The following is a 16,873-nucleotide window of genomic DNA, read 5'->3' on the forward strand; positions in this document are numbered from 1 at the left end:
CTCACACCCTCCCGTTCGTGCTAGTTTGCATGCGCTCCAATCCGCCGCGCAGCGTTCGAATGCCGTTTTCCCTAATCAGATACAGCCGTTGCGCTTCGCTCAAGGAGATCATGCGGAATTGGACTGCCCCGCCGAGATTCGTCTGGGCCAGCAGCGGCCAATCCACGGAAGCGACCTGGGCGATCTTCGGGTAGCCCCCCGTCGTCTGCCGGTCCGCCATAAGGACGATCGGCTGTCCGTCGGGCGGCACCTGGACCGTACCGAAGGTAACCGCCGAAGAGACGAGCTCCCGCTTCTCCCGCAACCTCAGGCTGTCTCCGGCCAACCGGTAACCCATCCTGTCGGATTCGGTCTTCACCCGGTAAGTCTCGCCGAAAAAGCGGTCCGCGCTATCCTCGTCGAACAGCGCCAGCTCCTGCCCCGCGATCGTCCGCACCTCCGGCTGCGCCGTATAGGACGGCAGCAGCTCCGGCGCGACCGACCACCTGCTGATCGCGACGCCGTCGGCTTGCGCTTGATCCGCGAGCAGCTCCGCCAGCACCTGGCTGGCCCGGGCCGGTTCCCCGGCCGGGAGGCGGTCGCCTTTGCGCAGCGCCCTTCCCTCCCAGCCTCCGAGGCCCGCTCGCAAGTAGGTGGAGCGGCTGTTCATCCGGACCGGCGCGTCGATGCCTCCCGCCACCGCCAGGTACGCGCGGCAGCCGAGCCGTACCGGTCCGAACTGCAGGAGGCTGCCTTCCGGCGCGACGACCGTCTTCCACAGCGGCACTTCCCGTCCGTTGAGGACAGGAGACAGGTCGCCCCCGCAGATCGAGATCAGCGTCTTCTCCGCAAAATAGATCTCGGGGCCGACCATCGTAATCTCGAGTCCGGCCGCACCCTCGTCATTGCCGACCAGCAGGTTGGCGATCCGCAGCGCGAAGGCGTCCATCGCGCCGCCGACGATGACGCCGAATTGCTGTACGCCATACCTGCCGAGATCCTGGACCGTGGTCAGCAGTCCCGGCTTCAGAATGATCATGCTCATCGCCGCTCCGCCTCCCGCCGATCGAATTCTTCCCGGGAGATCGGCCGGAACCGTACGATATCCCCCGCGCGCAGCAGCGTCGGCGGCGTGGCGTCCGGCAGGAACAGCGGCTCGGGCGTCTTGCCGATCAACTGCCAGCCGCCCGGCGTGGCGATCGGGTACACGCCCGTCTGATCCCCCGCGATGCCGACGGTGCCGGCCGGGATCGACAGCCGCGGCGTCTGCTTGCGCGGCGTGGCGATGCTTTTCGGCAACCCGCCCAAATAGGCGAAGCCCGGCGCAAAACCAAGCATGTAAACCAGATATTCCGCGGAGGCGTGAATCTCGATGACCTCCTGCTCCGACAAGCCGTGAACCGCCGCCACCTCGGGCAGATCCGGCCCCAGCTCGCCCCCGTAGCAGACCGGTATTTCCGTCAGTCTCGGCTTTTCCTGCGCCGTCTCCTCCAGCTTCGCGAGGTTATCCGCAAGCCACCCGGCGACCAGAGCCATGGGATCGGCGCTCCCGGACAGATCGGCCGGATCTCCGAGTCCCGCCAGCGCCTCGAACGGATCGAAGTACACGGTCACGGACAGGAAGGCGGGGACGTGCTCGATCATGCCGGCGAACCGGCTGCGCTCCAGATGCTCCGCCAACTGCCTCACCCGGTCGTGCGTCTGCCGGCAGATCGTCTCACCAAGCTGTACCGTGATCGCCGAATCGCCGAGCGGCAGCAATTTGGCTTCGATCGCGCCGTACTTTCCGTATATGTCGGACAACCCTTCCAATTCGATCATCACCTTGTATAATAGATCCTATGTTGTTAATCCCGAATTTCGGGAATTGAATCCCGAATTTCAAATCTATATAATACGATCATTATAGTAGGTAATTAAAAAATAGCAAGAGGCAATTCGTATCTCATTCACCGATCATCGACGATCGGCGAGAACGCATATCCATTTTTGATGCATTCAAGGTATACTTACCCGAGAAGCCCGGCAGAATAGGGCGCGCATCGGAACGGTAATCAGGAGGAAATCGTGCAAAACAAGAGCAAAAACAAGACCGTAATCAAATCCATGGATCTACTCAATTTGTTTCTCCACCATACCAAGCTGAGCATGAACGACATCATACGCCTGTCCGGCGTCCCCAAGTCCTCCGCCCACCGGATGATCGGCTCGCTGGTGGACATGGGCTTCCTGACCAAGGATCAGGACGGCCTGTATTCGCTCGGGCTGCTCTTCCTTCAGTTCGGCAATCTGGTCTCCGAACGGCTGGACATCCGCCATGTCGCCGCGGCAGATATGCTTCGTCTTCGGGATAGCATCGGCGAGGCCGTGCACCTCGCCGTGCGAGACGGCGACTTTTCGATGTACATCGAGAAGCTGGATACCGATCATCCCGTGCGTTTGTTTACTAAGATCGGCAGAAAGGCGCCGCTGTATGCCGGCGCCTCTTCGCGTACTTTGCTTGCCTTCATGCCGGAACCGGAGCGGGAACGTTACCTGAGCGACGTCGTACTGGAGAAGATCGGGGACGGCACGATCGTCAGCGAGACCGAGCTGCGGGAGGCGCTGGACGTATCCAGGAAGGCGGGGTACAGCTTCAGCCGGTCGGAGCTGGAAAACTACACGGCGGAATTAAGCGCGCCCATCTTCGATCATGCCGGACGCATGGCGGCCGGTCTCAGCATCGCCGGACCCGAGGTCCGGTTCGGCGAAGACCGCCTGCCCGAGCTGATCCGCACCGTGAAGCAGGCGGCCTACGACATCTCGCTAAAACTCGGGTACGCGGGACCGCCCATTTCTCCGTAGCCGACGAGGGATGTGAATGCCGCTGAGCCCGCTGCGGATGGTGCAGCGTATTCAGAACGACGTACGCCGCAGCGCCGCCACTTGACGCATCGCTTCTCCTGGTGAAGGCGATGACCACCGCGGCCCCGCAAAAAGACGCATCGCCTCTCCTAGTGAAGGCGATGACCGCCGTCGCCCAGCAATTAGACGCATTGCCTCTCCAAGTGAAGGCGATGACCGCCGCGGCCCCGCAAATAGACGCATCGCCTCTCCTAGTGAAGGCGTTCACCACCGTCGCTCCACAAAAAAACGCATCGCCTCTTCTAGTGAGGGCGATGCGATCGAACAAGTATGAGTGGACCCGTGTCTAGCCGGATCAGGATCGGAGCTTCGCCCGCTGCAGCCGCAATGCGTTGAGCACGACGGACACCGAGCTGAGCGCCATCGCCGCGCCGGCCACCCACGGGGCGAGCAGTCCGATCGCCGCGACGGGAATGCCGATCGTATTGTAGCCGAGCGCCCAGAACAGGTTCTGGCGGATGTTGCGCATCGTGAGCCGGCTCATCTCGATCGCATCCGGTATGCTCGCCAGATCGCCGCGCATGAGCGTGACGTCCGCCGCCTCCATCGCGATGTCCGTGCCAGTGCCGACCGCCATGCCGACGTCGGCCGTCGCGAGCGCCGGCGCGTCGTTGATGCCGTCGCCGACCATCGCGACCTTTCGTCCTGCCGCCTGCAGCTTTTTCACCTCCGCCGCCTTGCCTTCCGGCAGCACCTCCGCGAGTACGCGGGATATGCCCACCTGTGCCGCGATCGCTGCCGCGGTCCGGGCGTTGTCGCCCGTGATCATCACGACCTCGATGCCCATTGTCTTGAGGCGGGCAACCGCCGCAGCGGAAGTTTCCTTCACCGTGTCCGCCACCGCGATCGTCCCCGCATGCCGGCCGTCGACCGAGACGAGCATGACGGTCTTGCCCGCCTCCTCCATACGCGTCATCGCGTCCGAGGCCGTAGCGCCGATCTTCACGCCCTCGCGCTCCATCAGACGCCGCGTGCCCACCAGCACCCGCTTGCCCTCCACGACAGCGAGCACCCCGTAGCCCGGTACCGCCTCGAAGGACTCGGCGTCCGGCAGCGCGATGCCCCGCTCGCGAACGCCCGACACGATCGCCTCCGCCAGCGGATGCTCGGAGTCCTTCTCCGCGGCACCGACGAGCCTCAGCAACCGAGCAGCCTTATCCGCTTCGCTCAGGCCTCCCACCGGCTCCCGCTCTACCTTATCCCCTTCGCTCAGGCCCCCCACCGGCTTCCGCTCTACCTTATCCCCTTCGCTCAGGACCTCAGCGTGCTCCCGCTCTACCTTATCCCCTCCGCCCAGGACCTCCCTCGCTCCCGCAGCGTCGTCCGCGACCAGCACGTCCGTCAGCTCCGGCTTGCCCTTGGTCACCGTGCCCGTCTTGTCCAGCACGACCGTGTCGATGCCCTGCGTCAGCTCCAAATGCTCGCCGCCCTTGAACAGGATGCCGAGCTCGGCCGCCCGCCCGGAGCCCGCCATGATCGAGGTCGGCGTCGCGAGCCCGAGGGCGCAGGGACAGGCGATGACGAGAATCGCGATGGCCTTCTCCAGCGCACCCGCCAGGTCCCACGGGCTGACGAAGAAGTACCACGCGAGAAACGCCGCAGCCGCGATGCCGACGACGATCGGCACGAAGATGCCCGAGATGACGTCCGCCACCCGCTGGATCGGCGCCTTGGAGCCCTGCGCTTCCTCGACGATCTTGACGATCTGCGCGAGCGCCGTGTCCCTGCCGACCTTGGTCGCCCGGATGCGCAGCCTGCCGTTCTTGTTGATGGTCGCGCCGATGACCGCGTCTCCCGCCTTCTTGCCGACCGGCAAGCTCTCGCCCGTCAGCATCGACTCGTCGACCGACGACTCGCCCTCCACCACTTCGCCGTCCACCGGCACCTTGTCGCCCGGACGGACGAGCACGATGTCGCCGCGCACGACATGCTCGACCGGGATCGTCATCTCCGCGCCGTCCCGCACGACAAGCGCCGTTTTCGCCTGCAGGCCCATCAGCGACTTGATCGCCTCGGACGTACGGCCCTTGGCCAGGCGCTCGAACCATTTGCCTAGCAGCACGAGCGTGATCAAGATCGCGCTTGTCTCATAGTAGAGCGACGGCGCGTGATGTACGCTCGCTCCCGTAGCCGCCCAGTCGATCGTCAGATACAAGCTGTAGAAGTATGCCGCCGACGTGCCGAGCGAGACGAGGACGTCCATATTGGCGCTGCCGTTGCGCAGGGCCTTGTACGCGCCGACGTAGAAGCCGCGGCCGATATAGAACTGCACGGGCGTGGCCAGCGCCAGCTGGAACCACGGGTTCATGAGCAGCTCGGGCACGTACATCCACGAGGTGAACGAAAAGTGGCCGACCATGCTCCATAGCAGGGGCAGCGATAATACGGCGGACAGCAGCAGCTTCCGCAGCTGACGGCTTCGATCGGCGGCGCGGCGGTCCGCGCCCGCGGCGTCCGTCTCGTCCCGCTTCGGCGTGGCCTTGTAACCGAGCTGCCCGACTTTATTCTGCATGTCGGCTACCGATACCGCTCCCGGCTCATATTCGACCCGCGCGGTCTCAAGCGCCAGGTTGACGGACGCTGCGCTGACGCCGGGCAGTTTGCCGAGCCCCTTTTCGATCCGTGTCGCGCAGGCCGCGCAGGTCATCCCCTCGATCGCGAAGTCTGCTTGATTCAATTCTTTTTCCATCAGTACAGTACCCCCCAACCCTATATTTATGCTTAAAATGAAAGCGGCGATCCGAACGCCGCCCGGCTGCCGCCGATTTACTTGATCAGCTTGTTCATCGTGGTCATCAGCTCGGCCAGTACGTCCGTGTCGCCTTCCTGTATGCGTTCGACGACGCAGCTCTTGAGATGATGCTCCAGGAGCAGCTTGCCGACGCCGTTCAGCGCGGATTGGACGGAAGCGATCTGATTCAGGACATCGTCGCAGTACGTATCTTTTTCAATGAGACCCTTGAGGCCGCGAACTTGTCCTTCGATGCGGTTCAGCCTGCTGACCAGGCTTCCTTTGACCTTATCCGAGTGATGGCTCTTGCGCTCGGAGCCTCCGTGGCCGCAGTCTTCGGCTTCGGCTTCGCCCGTGATTCCCGCCAGATCAGGCGATTCTGAATTGACGTGCATGTCGTCGGCCTCCTTCTTATAACACAATTATACTCCCCCACCCTATTTTAGGCAAGTCAATTCTCTCCTAGCGGGCCAGGCAATATCGGTTTCTGCCCGATTTTTTAGATTCGTACAGCGCCTGATCCGCCTGTTTGATTAAGTCGTCTGCCGTCGCGCCCCCCCCGGGATAGACGGAGATGCCAAGGCTGATGGTCGAGTTGAACCGGTACGCACCGAAAATCCAAGGCCGCTGAAGCGAGTGCAAGACGTCGGCCGCCACCTCGATAGCCTCCTCTACTCCCTCGATGCCGGGGAGCACGATCGCGAATTCGTCTCCGCCGATGCGCGCCACTTGTCCGTGATCGCGAACGCAATTCATCAGTCTATCGGCGAGGCCCTTAAGCAGCGCATCCCCCATATCATGCCCCATCGTATCGTTAATCTGCTTGAAGTTGTCGCAGTCGAGGTAGATGAGCCCCATGCTTCTCCGATTCAGCTTCGCGTCCGCTATGGATTTCTGCAGCCGTTCGGTAAAAGAGCGCCTGTTGGGGAGTCCCGTCAACGTATCGTGGTAGGCCATCTGGATCAGCTGGGCCTCCAGTTTTTTGCGCTCCTCGATCTCGCGGGCAACCGCGAGAAAGTAGCCGATCCTGCCCCTGTCGTCCAGAACGGGGGTAACCTTCACTTCGAGCCACTTCCACCCGTCCGTCTTATGCGCGAAGCGGTACTCGAACGCTTGCGTCTCCTTCATTCGTCTCATCTCCGCAAGGGACTGAGGGGCCTGCATCCTGTCGTCTGGATGGGCAAAAGCGAGCGCCGGCTTGCCTTCATAATGCTCGGGCGGATACCCCAGCACGGACAGAATTGAAGGCGAGGCATAGGTCGCGATGCCGTCCAAGTCCCACATGCAGACCACGTCATGCATGTTCTCCGCGATCAACCGGTATTTCTCCTCGCTGCGCTGCAGCGCCTCTTCCGCTTTTTTGCGGGCCGTTATGTTATGAATGATCAGTTGAGCCGAAGGCTCTCCCTCGTAAGAAATGCTGATGCCCGTCACTTCTACGTAAATGATCGATCCGTCCGGACGAACGATACGTTCTTCAACCAGAGCTTCCGCACTTCCTTCGGCCTTCAGCCTCTTCATCCGTTCCCGCGCCATGCCGCGGTCGTCGGGATGGACAAAATCAAGCACGGATTGTCCGATTAATGCGGCCGGATTCGCCAAGCCGAGCAAGGAGACGCCGGCCTGATTGATGTACCGCAGCTTTCCGTTCGTATGAACCACCACCGGATCCGGCGACTTTTCCACCAGCAGCCGATAGCGCTCTTCGCTGTCCCTCAGCGCTTTTTCCACGCGTTTGCGCGCCGAGATATCCCTGAACATGGTCATCGTGGCAGGATGGCCCTCGTAAGGTATGAACATGGCGCCGACTTCCACGTCGATGATCTCGCCGTCCCGCCGGATCAGCTTCATCTCCCTAAAAGGCAGTTCACGTCCGATCTCCGCCTTGACGGCCCTTTCTCTGACGACATCGTGATAATCGGGGTGTAAATAAGCGAAAATGGACTCGCCGACCGGACTCGCGCCGCCTGTGTAATGCAGAGATGCCGGATTGGCATAGAGGATGATCCCGTCCCTTTGAACGATAATCCCCTCGGGCGACAGCTCCACCAGCCTGCGATAGCGCTCCTCCGATTCTTGCAGCGTCCGCCCGGCCCGTTCGCTCTCGAGCAGGTCAAAAGCGTGAAAGGAGATCCCGTAATTATGGTTATATGCGCCCATCGTTGCCATCTCCCTGCTTCCTCAGCCTAATATCGCGACCCACGCTGATGATGCGCTCGACCTTGCCGTCGCCGCCCAGCACGGGCGTGCAGCCCGACTCGACCCACAGATAGCCTCCGTCTCTATGTCTCAGCCGGAACTCGCTGTGGCTTGGCTCTTTTTTCTCCAACATGCCGGAGAAGAACGCCATCGCGTGCAGGCGATCGTCCGGGTGGAGCAGATCCGTCAGCAACTTGCCTTCGAACGTCTCCATCGCGAATCCCAGGACAGGCGCGTGAGACGGCGAGGCATATTGCAAAATTCCCGCGGGATCGAACACTGCGATCAAATCCGTCGTGTTCTCGGCGATCAGCTGATATCGCGCGTACACCTGCCTCAGCGTCTCCTCGGCCCGCTTTCTTTCCGTGATGTCGATCGCCGAACCGATGACCTCCACGACGATGCCGCCCCGGCGGATCGGCCGCAGGGAGGAGAGAAAACAAATGCCGCTGATCTCCGCTTCGTACGATACATGGTCGTCTCCCAGCCATGCTTGACGGTAAAACGCCTCGATGCGTTCCGCCGTGGCCGGAGGAAGGAAGTCCCGCAGTTCTTTGCCGTTAATCTGCTCGGGCGAGAAGCCCATCCGATAGAGGAGCTCGCCGTCGGACAACGTATGAATGAATTTTCCGTCGACTTTATTAAATTTCATCGTTAATCCCCGCTGCTTGCGCAGCGTCGTCTCGAGATCCAGCCGCGTCGCGCGCAGCTGCTCCTGCATCCACATCCGATCCGTCATCTCCGCCTTGATGCCCAGGCTTGCCACCATCTTGTTGATCTGCCCATACGCCTGCCGGAAGGCCTCGGCGGGCAGCGGCCTGCTGAACAGATAACCCTGCGCTTCGTCGCACAGATGCTGCTGCAGAAAGATCAGTTGCTCCGGCTTCTCCACGCCCTCGGCGATCACGTTCATATTCAGATGATGGGCCATCGAGATAATCGTCTTGATGATCATCGCATCGTTCTCGTCCGCCGTGCACTCCCGGATGAAGGATTGGTCGATTTTCAGCGTATCGATAGGGAATCTTTTTAAATAGGTCAGGGAGCTGTAGCCGATGCCGAAGTCGTCCACGCTTATTCTAACTCCGAGCTTCTTCAATTCCCGAAGCGTCGCGATCGACCGTTCCACGTCCATCGTCATGCCTTCGGTAATCTCCAGCTCCAGATACCGGGGATCGAGACCCGTGTCTTCCAGCGCCCGTCTGACCGTCTCCACGATGTCGTCTTGCTCGAACTGACGCGGCGACAGGTTCACCGACACGACCAGCGGCTCCATCCCGTCGTTCTGCCACGTTTTGTTTTGCAGGCAAGCCGTCCTCAGCACCCATTCCCCGATTGGCATGATCAGCCCGCTCTCTTCCGCAAGCGGGATAAATTCGCAAGGCGAGACGATGCCGCGCTCGGGGTGATGCCACCGCAGCAGCGCCTCTACGCCCAGAATCCGGCCCGTGCGAATATCAAGCTGGGGCTGATAGTTCGCGATCAGTTGATTCCGTTCGATGGCCAGGCCCAGCTCCCGTATCAGCGGAGAGCGCGTCTCGGCTTGCTCGCGCACCGGCGCGGATGAGGCCGCCTGCCCCTCGGCTTTATCGGCTGCATCGGTTTCATCGGCCTGCGGGCCCAAGGCGGCCATGCCGTACAGTCCGACCAATGTATCTTCGGCATAGACCGGCACGAGCGCGATGCGGCGCCGGACCTCTCGGCCGTCGCGATGCAGGCAGTGCGCCTCCAGCCGCTGCTCCCGCCCCGTTACTGCCGCTTCGAGGAGACGCCTGGCGATCCGCCGCACGTCCCTTCGGGCGATCATCCGTTCCCAGCAAAACCCGGCGGACTCAAGGGCAGCGCTGCCGAAGAAATTCCGGAAGGCCCCGTTGCCGCCCAGCATCATGCCGTTGACGTCCATCCACCACGCGATATCGTCATAACGTTCGAAAAGCATCTTCGCGTTCCGCTCGAATTGTCTTATAGGGGGCAGCATAGCCGCAGCCTCGTTCATCGCGCTCACATCCATTCAGGTTTATCCTCCGCGGTAATCGCATGCACCGTTCCATCCCGTTCTAAGCGGGTTCATGTTTTCATTATGGAGCACCCGCGCGGAAGAGCCTATCGCCTGGAGTTCCCCATTACCGGTCCTTCATCAAAATGAGAAGGCATTCCTATGCCGGTTCGAACAGGACCGTGGACGCGAAAAAAAGCCGCCCGGCTTTTCGATTCCGGACGGCTTTTTTGGGATTATTTGATTTTCCTGTACAATCGTTGATCCGGTCCGACGGCCGCATAGCAATCGCTCCGCGACGTATAGGCGATCGTCTCCTTATCCCCAAGGCCGATGAAGCCGAGCATGCCCAGACTCTGATAGAACAGCTCCAACACCTTCTCCTGCAACGCTTTATTGAAGTAGATCATCACGTTCCTGCACAGGATGACATGAAACTCGTTAATCGATCCGTCCGTGACCAGATTGTGCTGGGCGAACACGATATTCCTGGACAGGGAGGGATGGAAGATCACCTTGTCGTGCGCCGCAAGGTAGTAGTCGGAGAATGCGTTTTTCCCGCCGGCTCTCTGGTAATTGGACGTATACGTCCTCATGCTGCCCAGGGGGAACTCGCCGGCTTTGGCCGCGCTCAGAACGTCGGGATTAATATCCGTCGCGTAGATTCTGGCCTTGTCGTACAAGCCTTCCTCCTGCAGCAGAATGGCCATGGAATACACTTCTTCCCCCGTCGAGCAGCCGGCGTGCCAGATCCGGATCGACGGGTACGTGCGCAGCAGCGGTACGACGTTTTCCCGGAAGCACAGGAAGAACGCGGGATCCCGGAACATTTCCGTGACGTTGATCGAGAAGTCGGCCAGCAGCCGGCCGAGACACGCCGCATCGTGAAGAACCTTCGCCTGCAGCGCGGAGATGCTGGGCAGGCTCTCCGCATGCACGCGATGCCAGACGCGTCTGCGAATCGAGCTGTACGCATAGCCTCTATAGTCGTATCCGCACCAGCGGTACAAGCCCTGCAGCAGCAGCTCGATCTCGATCCGCTCCAGCTCTTCGTCGATCTCCGCGCCGGGTTGTCCAAATTTTTCGTTCGGCTCTCTCATCTTTTCGACTCTTCCGGGTGCAGCCAGACGCGGATGAGCGATACGAGCCGATCGGGATGGACCGGCTTGACGATATAGTCCGACGCACCGGCCTCGATGCATTTATCGCGGTCTTCCTTCATCGCTTTTGCCGTCAGCGCGATGACCGGCAAGCTTCGGAGCGCTTCGTTTTCCCTGAGCTTCCGCGTCGTCTCATAGCCGTCCATCTCCGGCATCATGATGTCCATGAGCACGATATCGAACGGGGGCGCCTCGTCCAGCAGCTTGAGCGCCTCGACCCCGTTCATGGCATAGGTTACCTTCATCCCTTGGATCTCCAGGATATTGGACATCGCGAATACGTTGCGGACGTCGTCGTCGACGAGGAGCACCCTTTTGCCCTCGAGATCTTCTGCCGGCATCCGCTTCGCTTGCCCGCCCGCCGCGGGGAAGCCGTCTTCCCGGCCGGCTTGCAGGAACAGGTCCAGTTCGTCCAGCAAGCGCTGCGGCGAATGGGCGTCCTTGACGATAATGGCATGGGCGAGCTTCTTCAGCTCGATCTCCTCTTTGGCCGTGAGGTCGCGTCCGGTATGGATGTAGATCTTCGTCCGGTCGCTCCATCCGTGGGATGCCATGCGATTAAGCAGCTCGAAGCCGGTCGTATCGCCGAGCCCGAGATCGAGCAGCATGAGGTCGAACGACCTTACCTTCAGCTCTTCGACGGCTTCGGCGCCGGTCGAGACGGCGGTGATGACGACGTTCTTGCCCCTGAAGAGCTCGAGCAGGCTATTGCGCTGGTGGGCATCGTCGTCGACGATCATCATGCGCTTGATCGGACGGTCTGCGTCCGCGGCCTGCCCGCGAGCCGCCTCCGCCTCCAGCGCCTCCTGTGGCTGGGCCCGCACCGGCTCCGTATCGGCCGCTTGGGCCGCAGCGGTCTCGCGCGCGGCGAGGAGACGGGCATCCGCATTGATCTCCGCATTGACGGCCGCGTCGCGGATTCTGAACGTAAACGCGCTGCCGCGCCTTTCCTCGCTCTCCACGTCGATCTCCCCTCCGAGAAGGGTCGTGATCTCCCTGCAAATGGACAGCCCCAGACCGGTTCCGCCATACTTGCGGCTCGTGGTGCCGTCCGCCTGCCGAAAGGCTTCGAAAATCAGCGCCTGCTTGTCCTTGGGGATGCCGATCCCGGTATCCGCGATGCGGAAATACACGCCGGAACGGTCATCGCGAGGCCTCCACGGCCCAACCTCCAGGGTGACCGAGCCCTTATCGGTAAACTTGAAGGCGTTCGACAACAGATTTTTAAGCACCTGCTGCACCCGTTGCTCGTCGCTGTTCACGAAGAGGGGCAGTCCGTCCTTGGTCACGATGTTGAAGTCCAGCTTTTTTTGCGACGCGACCGGACGGAAGCTCTTGTCCGCGAACGCGATCAGATCCTCGAGCAGAATCCGGCTCGCGTTGACCTGCATTTTCCCCGATTCGACCTTGGCCAAGTCGAGGATGTCATTGATGATGCGCAGCAGATCGCAGCCGGAAGAATAGACCGTATTGGAAAACTCGACCTGCTTGGCGGTCAGATTGCCTTCCGCGTTGTCCGCGAGCAGCTTCGATAGGATCAGCAGACTGTTGAGCGGCGTGCGAAGCTCATGGGACATATTCGCCAGAAACTCCGATTTGTACCTCGAGCTTAAGGCAAGCTCCCTCGCCTTTCCTTCCAGCTCGATTCTCGCCCGCTCCACCTTTTCGTTGGTCGATTCGAGCTCTTGGTTCTGGATCTCCAGAATCCCCGCCTTTTCCCTCAGCTCGGTATTGGTCTGCTCCAATTCCTCCTGCTGGGATTGCAGGCGCACTTCCGATTGGCGGAGCGCCTGCGCCTGCTGCTCCAGCTCCTCGTTGGAAGCCCTGAGCTCCTCCTGCTGGGACTGGAGCTCCTCGGCTTGCGCTTGCAGCTCCTCCGACATGGCCTGCGATTCTTCCAGCAGACGCGCGAGCCGGATTCTGCCGAGCGCGCTCTCCAGCAGGATGCCCAGACCGGAGACGGACTCCTCCAGGAGCGCCGTCTGGGCAGGATTGAACGGCTCGAACGAAGCGATCTCGAGCACCGCGTAGACTGTACCGGCGTGACCAACCGGCAGCACGAACAGCTGCAGGGGCGCCGATTCGCCGAGTCCGGAGCGGACGCGGACATGGTCTGCCGGCACGTTCGTCAGCAGGATCGGGGATTTTTCGAGCGCCGCCTGCCCGACGAGCCCTTCGCCCGGCGCGAATTCGTTGATCGGGTGCTTCCGCTCTCTAAAGGCATAGGATGCGAGCAGCCTGTAATTCGGTCCCTTCTCTTGCTTCATATAAAACGCGGCCTGGCAGCCCCCCAGCAAGGGCATCAGCTTGGAGAGATAAGCACTGGCGAACGACTCCAGCTCGTGGATGGCGGTCAGCTCGGTCGTCATCTCGGCGAGGTTGGACTTCACCCAGCTTTGCTCCTGATTCATCCTGCTTAAGCGCTGTTCCCTCTGCATCTGCTCCTCGAGCGATTCCGCTAGGTAGTTGAAGGCGCGGGCGACATCGTCGATCTCGTCGTTCGAACGGATCTCGATCCGCTCATCGAGATTCGACTTCCCGCTCGCTACGTTTAGCATGGCGCCCGATACCTTGGTCAGCCTGAAGGCCACGGCCCAGAGATTGCGGGACGCATAGACGAGCCCGATCGCGATCGCGAACAGGGACACGAGACCGGCGCCGAGCAGCTGACGTTGAAGATCGCGGTCCATGATGTTCAGCGAACTTTTCATGCCGCCGTCCAGCGTGCCGGTGATTCCGGATATCGCGCGAAAAGAATCCTCTTGCATTTGCTTGCCGTTATCCTTCACGAAGCGGATGGCTTCCGCCTTGTTTCCTTGATCCACAAGCCGGATCACTTCTTCCGCATAATCGTTGTAGCTTTGATTGATTTGCTCCAGATCGCCGAACAGCTGCCGCTGCTCCGAGCTGACGGAGAGCCGGTCCAGGCGCCCCAGATTGTCCATGATCGATTGCGACAAGGCCGCCACGGTATCCTTTTGCGCGCGTACTTCTTCCGGCTCCGATTGGAGCAGCATATTCCGCAGCGCGATAGCCTTGTCCTTCATCTGACGCTGTACCTCGCCGGAGAGGGAGGCGAGCTCATAATTCCGCTCAAGCTGTCCGCTTACGCGATTGACCATGGCATTTTGGAACCAGCCCGCAACGGCGAGTATAAGGAAGGCAACCATCAAAAGGCTGAGCCCCACGAGCAGCTTCGTCTTAATTTTCATGTTCCGCAGTCCCACTCTCGATTGGGTTTCCCGTTATTGGGCCAGCCGCTTCTGGCTCTCTTCCATACAGGCCTGATAGACAAAGGACATCGCCTGCATGCGGTCGGTGACGTTCAATTTTTGAAAAATGCGGGTGATATGATTTTTAACCGTGTGCTCGCTTATGAACAACTTTTCCGAGATTTCTTTATTGCTCAGGCCTTCCACGATCAGCTGGAAGACCTCCGTCTCGCGCGACGAGATATCGTACTGCTCCTTGGTCCTGAATATGGCGACCTGGAGAATCGCCTGGTTCTGATCCGTTCTGCCGGTCTCCGTCAGCGGTACGCTCTCCGGCCTGCTATGGAGGCCCGGGCGGACGGGAGGCGTCTTCTCCGACGCTTCGCGCGAGTCTCCCGCTTCTTTTCTCGGCAGCAGCGCCTCGAGCTCCTCGGGCGGAACCGGCGGGCAGAACAGGTACCCTTGTATGACCCTGCACCGCTCCTTCTTGAGCACGTCGAGCTGCTCCTCCGTCTCTACGCCCTCGGCGATGACGGACATGTTCAGGCTCTCCGCCAGCGTTAGGATGGAGGATACCAGCGCGATGCTCCCCGGCGACTTCGAGGAGATATCCTGAATAAATGATTTATCGATCTTCAGCGTGTCCAGCGGATACTTGCGCAAATAATTCAATGAGGAATACCCCACGCCGAAGTCATCGATGCTGATCTTAACGCCCATTTTGCGAATTTGCTCGAGCACGGCCGTGATGCCCTCCTCGTGCCGAAGGAGCGTGGATTCCGTAATCTCGATCTCAAGCTCCGACGGACGAATGCCCGCCTCCGCGATCGCGGATTTGATCTTGTCCGGCAGATCCTTCTGCCAGAATTGCTGCGCGGAAAAGTTGATGGCGATCCGTACGGGCATCAGGCCGGACGCGTTCCATTGCTTGCATTGAAGGCAGGCGGTTCTCAGCACCCAATTCTCGATCTCGACGATCTGGCCGCTCTCCTCGGCGAGGGGAATGAACTCGGACGGCAGGATCATCCCCCAGCTCGGGTGGCGCCAGCGCAGCAACGCTTCGACGCTCGTGACGGTTCCCGTGTCCACGTCGACGCGAGGCTGGTAGAACAAGGAGAGCTCCGAGCGTTCGATCGACTTGCGGAGATCGTGCTGCAGCACGAACGCCCTGTAGGACTGTATATTCATGCCGCTGTGGAACACCTTCAGCTTGTTCTTGCCCTGCTCCTTCGCGCGGTACAGCGCCGCATCCGCGTTCTTCATCAATACGGGCGCGTCTTCCCCGTCGAACGGAAAGACGCTCATCCCGATGCTGGCCGTGAAGTACAATTCGTAATGATCGATGGCGTACGGCGCCTTGCAGCGCTCCATGATCGTCTCGGCGACCTCGATCGCCGTCTCCCGATTCGTCTCGGGCAGCAGCAGGATGAATTCATCCCCGCCGACTCTGGCGACGACATCCCCGTCGCGCACGCTGCCGACCAATCGCTTCGCGACCTCCTGGAGCAGCCGGTCTCCCGTATGGTGCCCGAGCGAATCGTTGATGTTTTTAAAGAGATCCAGGTCCAGATACAGCAGGGCGAGCGGCTTGTTATGGCGCTTGCACCGGTTCAGCTGCTCATGGAGCCGATCGTTGAACAGCCTTCTGTTCGGCAGGTCCGTCAGGCCGTCATGGTAGGCCATGTGGGTGATGAGCTCCTGCGCCTCTTTCTTGGCCGTAATATCCCGGATCGTGCAGGCGACGATCGCTTTATTCGCGACGTAGCGCCTGCCGATCTGTACCTCCGCCGGGAATGCCGTGCCGTCCCTTCGGACGGCGGTCGCCTCTCTAAGGTTGTGATAGCCGATGCCGCCGGCCGATTCGAGCATGCCGCCGACGTAGTCGCGGGCTTCGCCCTCCGCGAACAGCATGCGGACGTTCCGGCCCCGCATGTCTTCCTCGGTCCACTGGAACATGGACCGGACGGCCGGATTCACCTTGAGCACGACGCCCAGCTCGTCCATCACGATCATCGAGTCGATGGAGGTCTCGTTGATCACGCCCGCCAGCGCCTCGGATTCGCGCAGATCCTCCGTCATGGCGGTGAGCTCGGCATTCGCCTTCTCCAATTCCCTCGCCTTCTCGAGCAGCGCTTCGGCCTGCTCCGCGAGCCGCAGGCTCATCTTGTACAGGTCGACGAAGCCCGCTACCTTGGCCTTCAAGATAAAAGGATCGATCGGCTTCAGAATATAATCGACGGCGCCGAGGGCGTATCCTTTAAAAATGTGCTCGGCGTCCATGTTGTTGGCCGTGATGAACAGAATCGGAATGTTTTTGGTCCGCTCACGCGCCTTGATGATCTTGGCCGTCGCGAACCCGTCGATGCCGGGCATCTGGACATCCAGCAGGATCGTCGCGAAGTCGTAACGCAAGAGATGGGCCAGCGCCTCTTCTCCCGACGTCGCTTTGACGATCCGGTAGTCCTTCTGCTCGACGATCGCCTCGAGCGCCAACAAATTTTCCGGCCTGTCGTCCACCAGCAATATATTCACGAAGGGGTCCGTCATCGAGAAGCTTCCCACCCTACTCAGTTTGGTATGTAATCGCTTGCATCCTTTGAGGGTACGCGCCCGCCGGCCGACTAGGAATGATTTCCCCAAGCGTGCCCGACGCGTAATAAGAAGCACGGCGGATTGGATTCCGGCGAGCCCT

The 16,873-nt window shown here is 60.7% G+C and carries 10 protein-coding genes; 1 reads left to right on the forward strand and 9 read right to left on the reverse strand.

Going from position 1 to position 16,873, the window contains the following annotated elements:
- Position 1: 1 nt before the first annotated feature.
- Both PQG80_RS14190 and pxpB read right to left on the reverse strand, forming a co-directional pair.
- Entirely contained in the window at positions 2 to 1,024 is a 1,023-nt protein-coding gene (locus PQG80_RS14190; RefSeq protein WP_271752026.1) for a 5-oxoprolinase subunit C family protein, read from the reverse strand.
- Positions 1,021 to 1,800, reverse strand: coding sequence for a 5-oxoprolinase subunit PxpB (gene pxpB / locus PQG80_RS14195; RefSeq protein ID WP_271752118.1), 780 nt, complete (start codon positions 1,798 to 1,800; stop codon positions 1,021 to 1,023). Before pxpB ends, PQG80_RS14190 begins: the two co-directional genes overlap by 4 nt.
- A 285-nt stretch (positions 1,801 to 2,085) precedes the next feature.
- Between pxpB and PQG80_RS14200 the strand changes: the two genes are divergently transcribed.
- Positions 2,086 to 2,823 (forward strand): IclR family transcriptional regulator, encoded by a 738-nt coding sequence (locus PQG80_RS14200; RefSeq protein ID WP_432432757.1) that lies wholly within the window; start codon positions 2,086 to 2,088, stop codon positions 2,821 to 2,823.
- A gap of 355 nt (positions 2,824 to 3,178) precedes the next feature.
- Here PQG80_RS14200 and PQG80_RS14205 read toward each other — a convergent pair whose 3' ends face one another.
- From PQG80_RS14205 to PQG80_RS14235, 7 genes are all read right to left on the reverse strand, one after another.
- Positions 3,179 to 5,572 carry a heavy metal translocating P-type ATPase gene (locus PQG80_RS14205; RefSeq protein WP_271752027.1) on the reverse strand — a complete coding sequence of 798 codons (2,394 nt, stop codon included), beginning with the start codon at positions 5,570 to 5,572 and terminating at the stop codon, positions 3,179 to 3,181.
- Positions 5,573 to 5,649: 77 nt separating this feature from the next.
- Entirely contained in the window at positions 5,650 to 6,009 is a 360-nt protein-coding gene (locus PQG80_RS14210) for a metal-sensitive transcriptional regulator (RefSeq protein WP_271752028.1), read from the reverse strand.
- A gap of 67 nt (positions 6,010 to 6,076) precedes the next feature.
- A complete protein-coding gene (locus PQG80_RS14215; protein WP_271752029.1) occupies positions 6,077 to 7,774 on the reverse strand; it encodes a sensor domain-containing protein in 1,698 nt (565 codons plus the stop codon).
- Positions 7,761 to 9,824 carry an EAL domain-containing protein gene (locus PQG80_RS14220; protein ID WP_271752030.1) on the reverse strand — a complete coding sequence of 688 codons (2,064 nt, stop codon included), beginning with the start codon at positions 9,822 to 9,824 and terminating at the stop codon, positions 7,761 to 7,763. Before PQG80_RS14220 ends, PQG80_RS14215 begins: the two co-directional genes overlap by 14 nt.
- A gap of 221 nt (positions 9,825 to 10,045) precedes the next feature.
- Complete coding sequence (locus PQG80_RS14225) at positions 10,046 to 10,909, reverse strand: CheR family methyltransferase (RefSeq protein ID WP_271752031.1); 864 nt, start codon at positions 10,907 to 10,909, stop codon at positions 10,046 to 10,048.
- A complete protein-coding gene (locus PQG80_RS14230; RefSeq protein WP_271752032.1) occupies positions 10,906 to 14,181 on the reverse strand; it encodes a response regulator in 3,276 nt (1,091 codons plus the stop codon). The genes PQG80_RS14225 and PQG80_RS14230 overlap by 4 nt, the downstream gene beginning before the upstream one ends.
- 33 nt (positions 14,182 to 14,214) lie before the next feature.
- On the reverse strand, positions 14,215 to 16,728 hold the full coding sequence (locus tag PQG80_RS14235; RefSeq protein ID WP_271752033.1) for an EAL domain-containing protein: 2,514 nt from the start codon (positions 16,726 to 16,728) through the stop codon (positions 14,215 to 14,217).
- Between the last annotated feature and the right edge of the window lie 145 nt (positions 16,729 to 16,873).

Origin of the sequence: Cohnella rhizoplanae (assembly GCF_948329515.1) — a bacterium.
GTDB classification, from domain to species: domain Bacteria; phylum Bacillota; class Bacilli; order Paenibacillales; family Paenibacillaceae; genus Cohnella; species Cohnella rhizoplanae.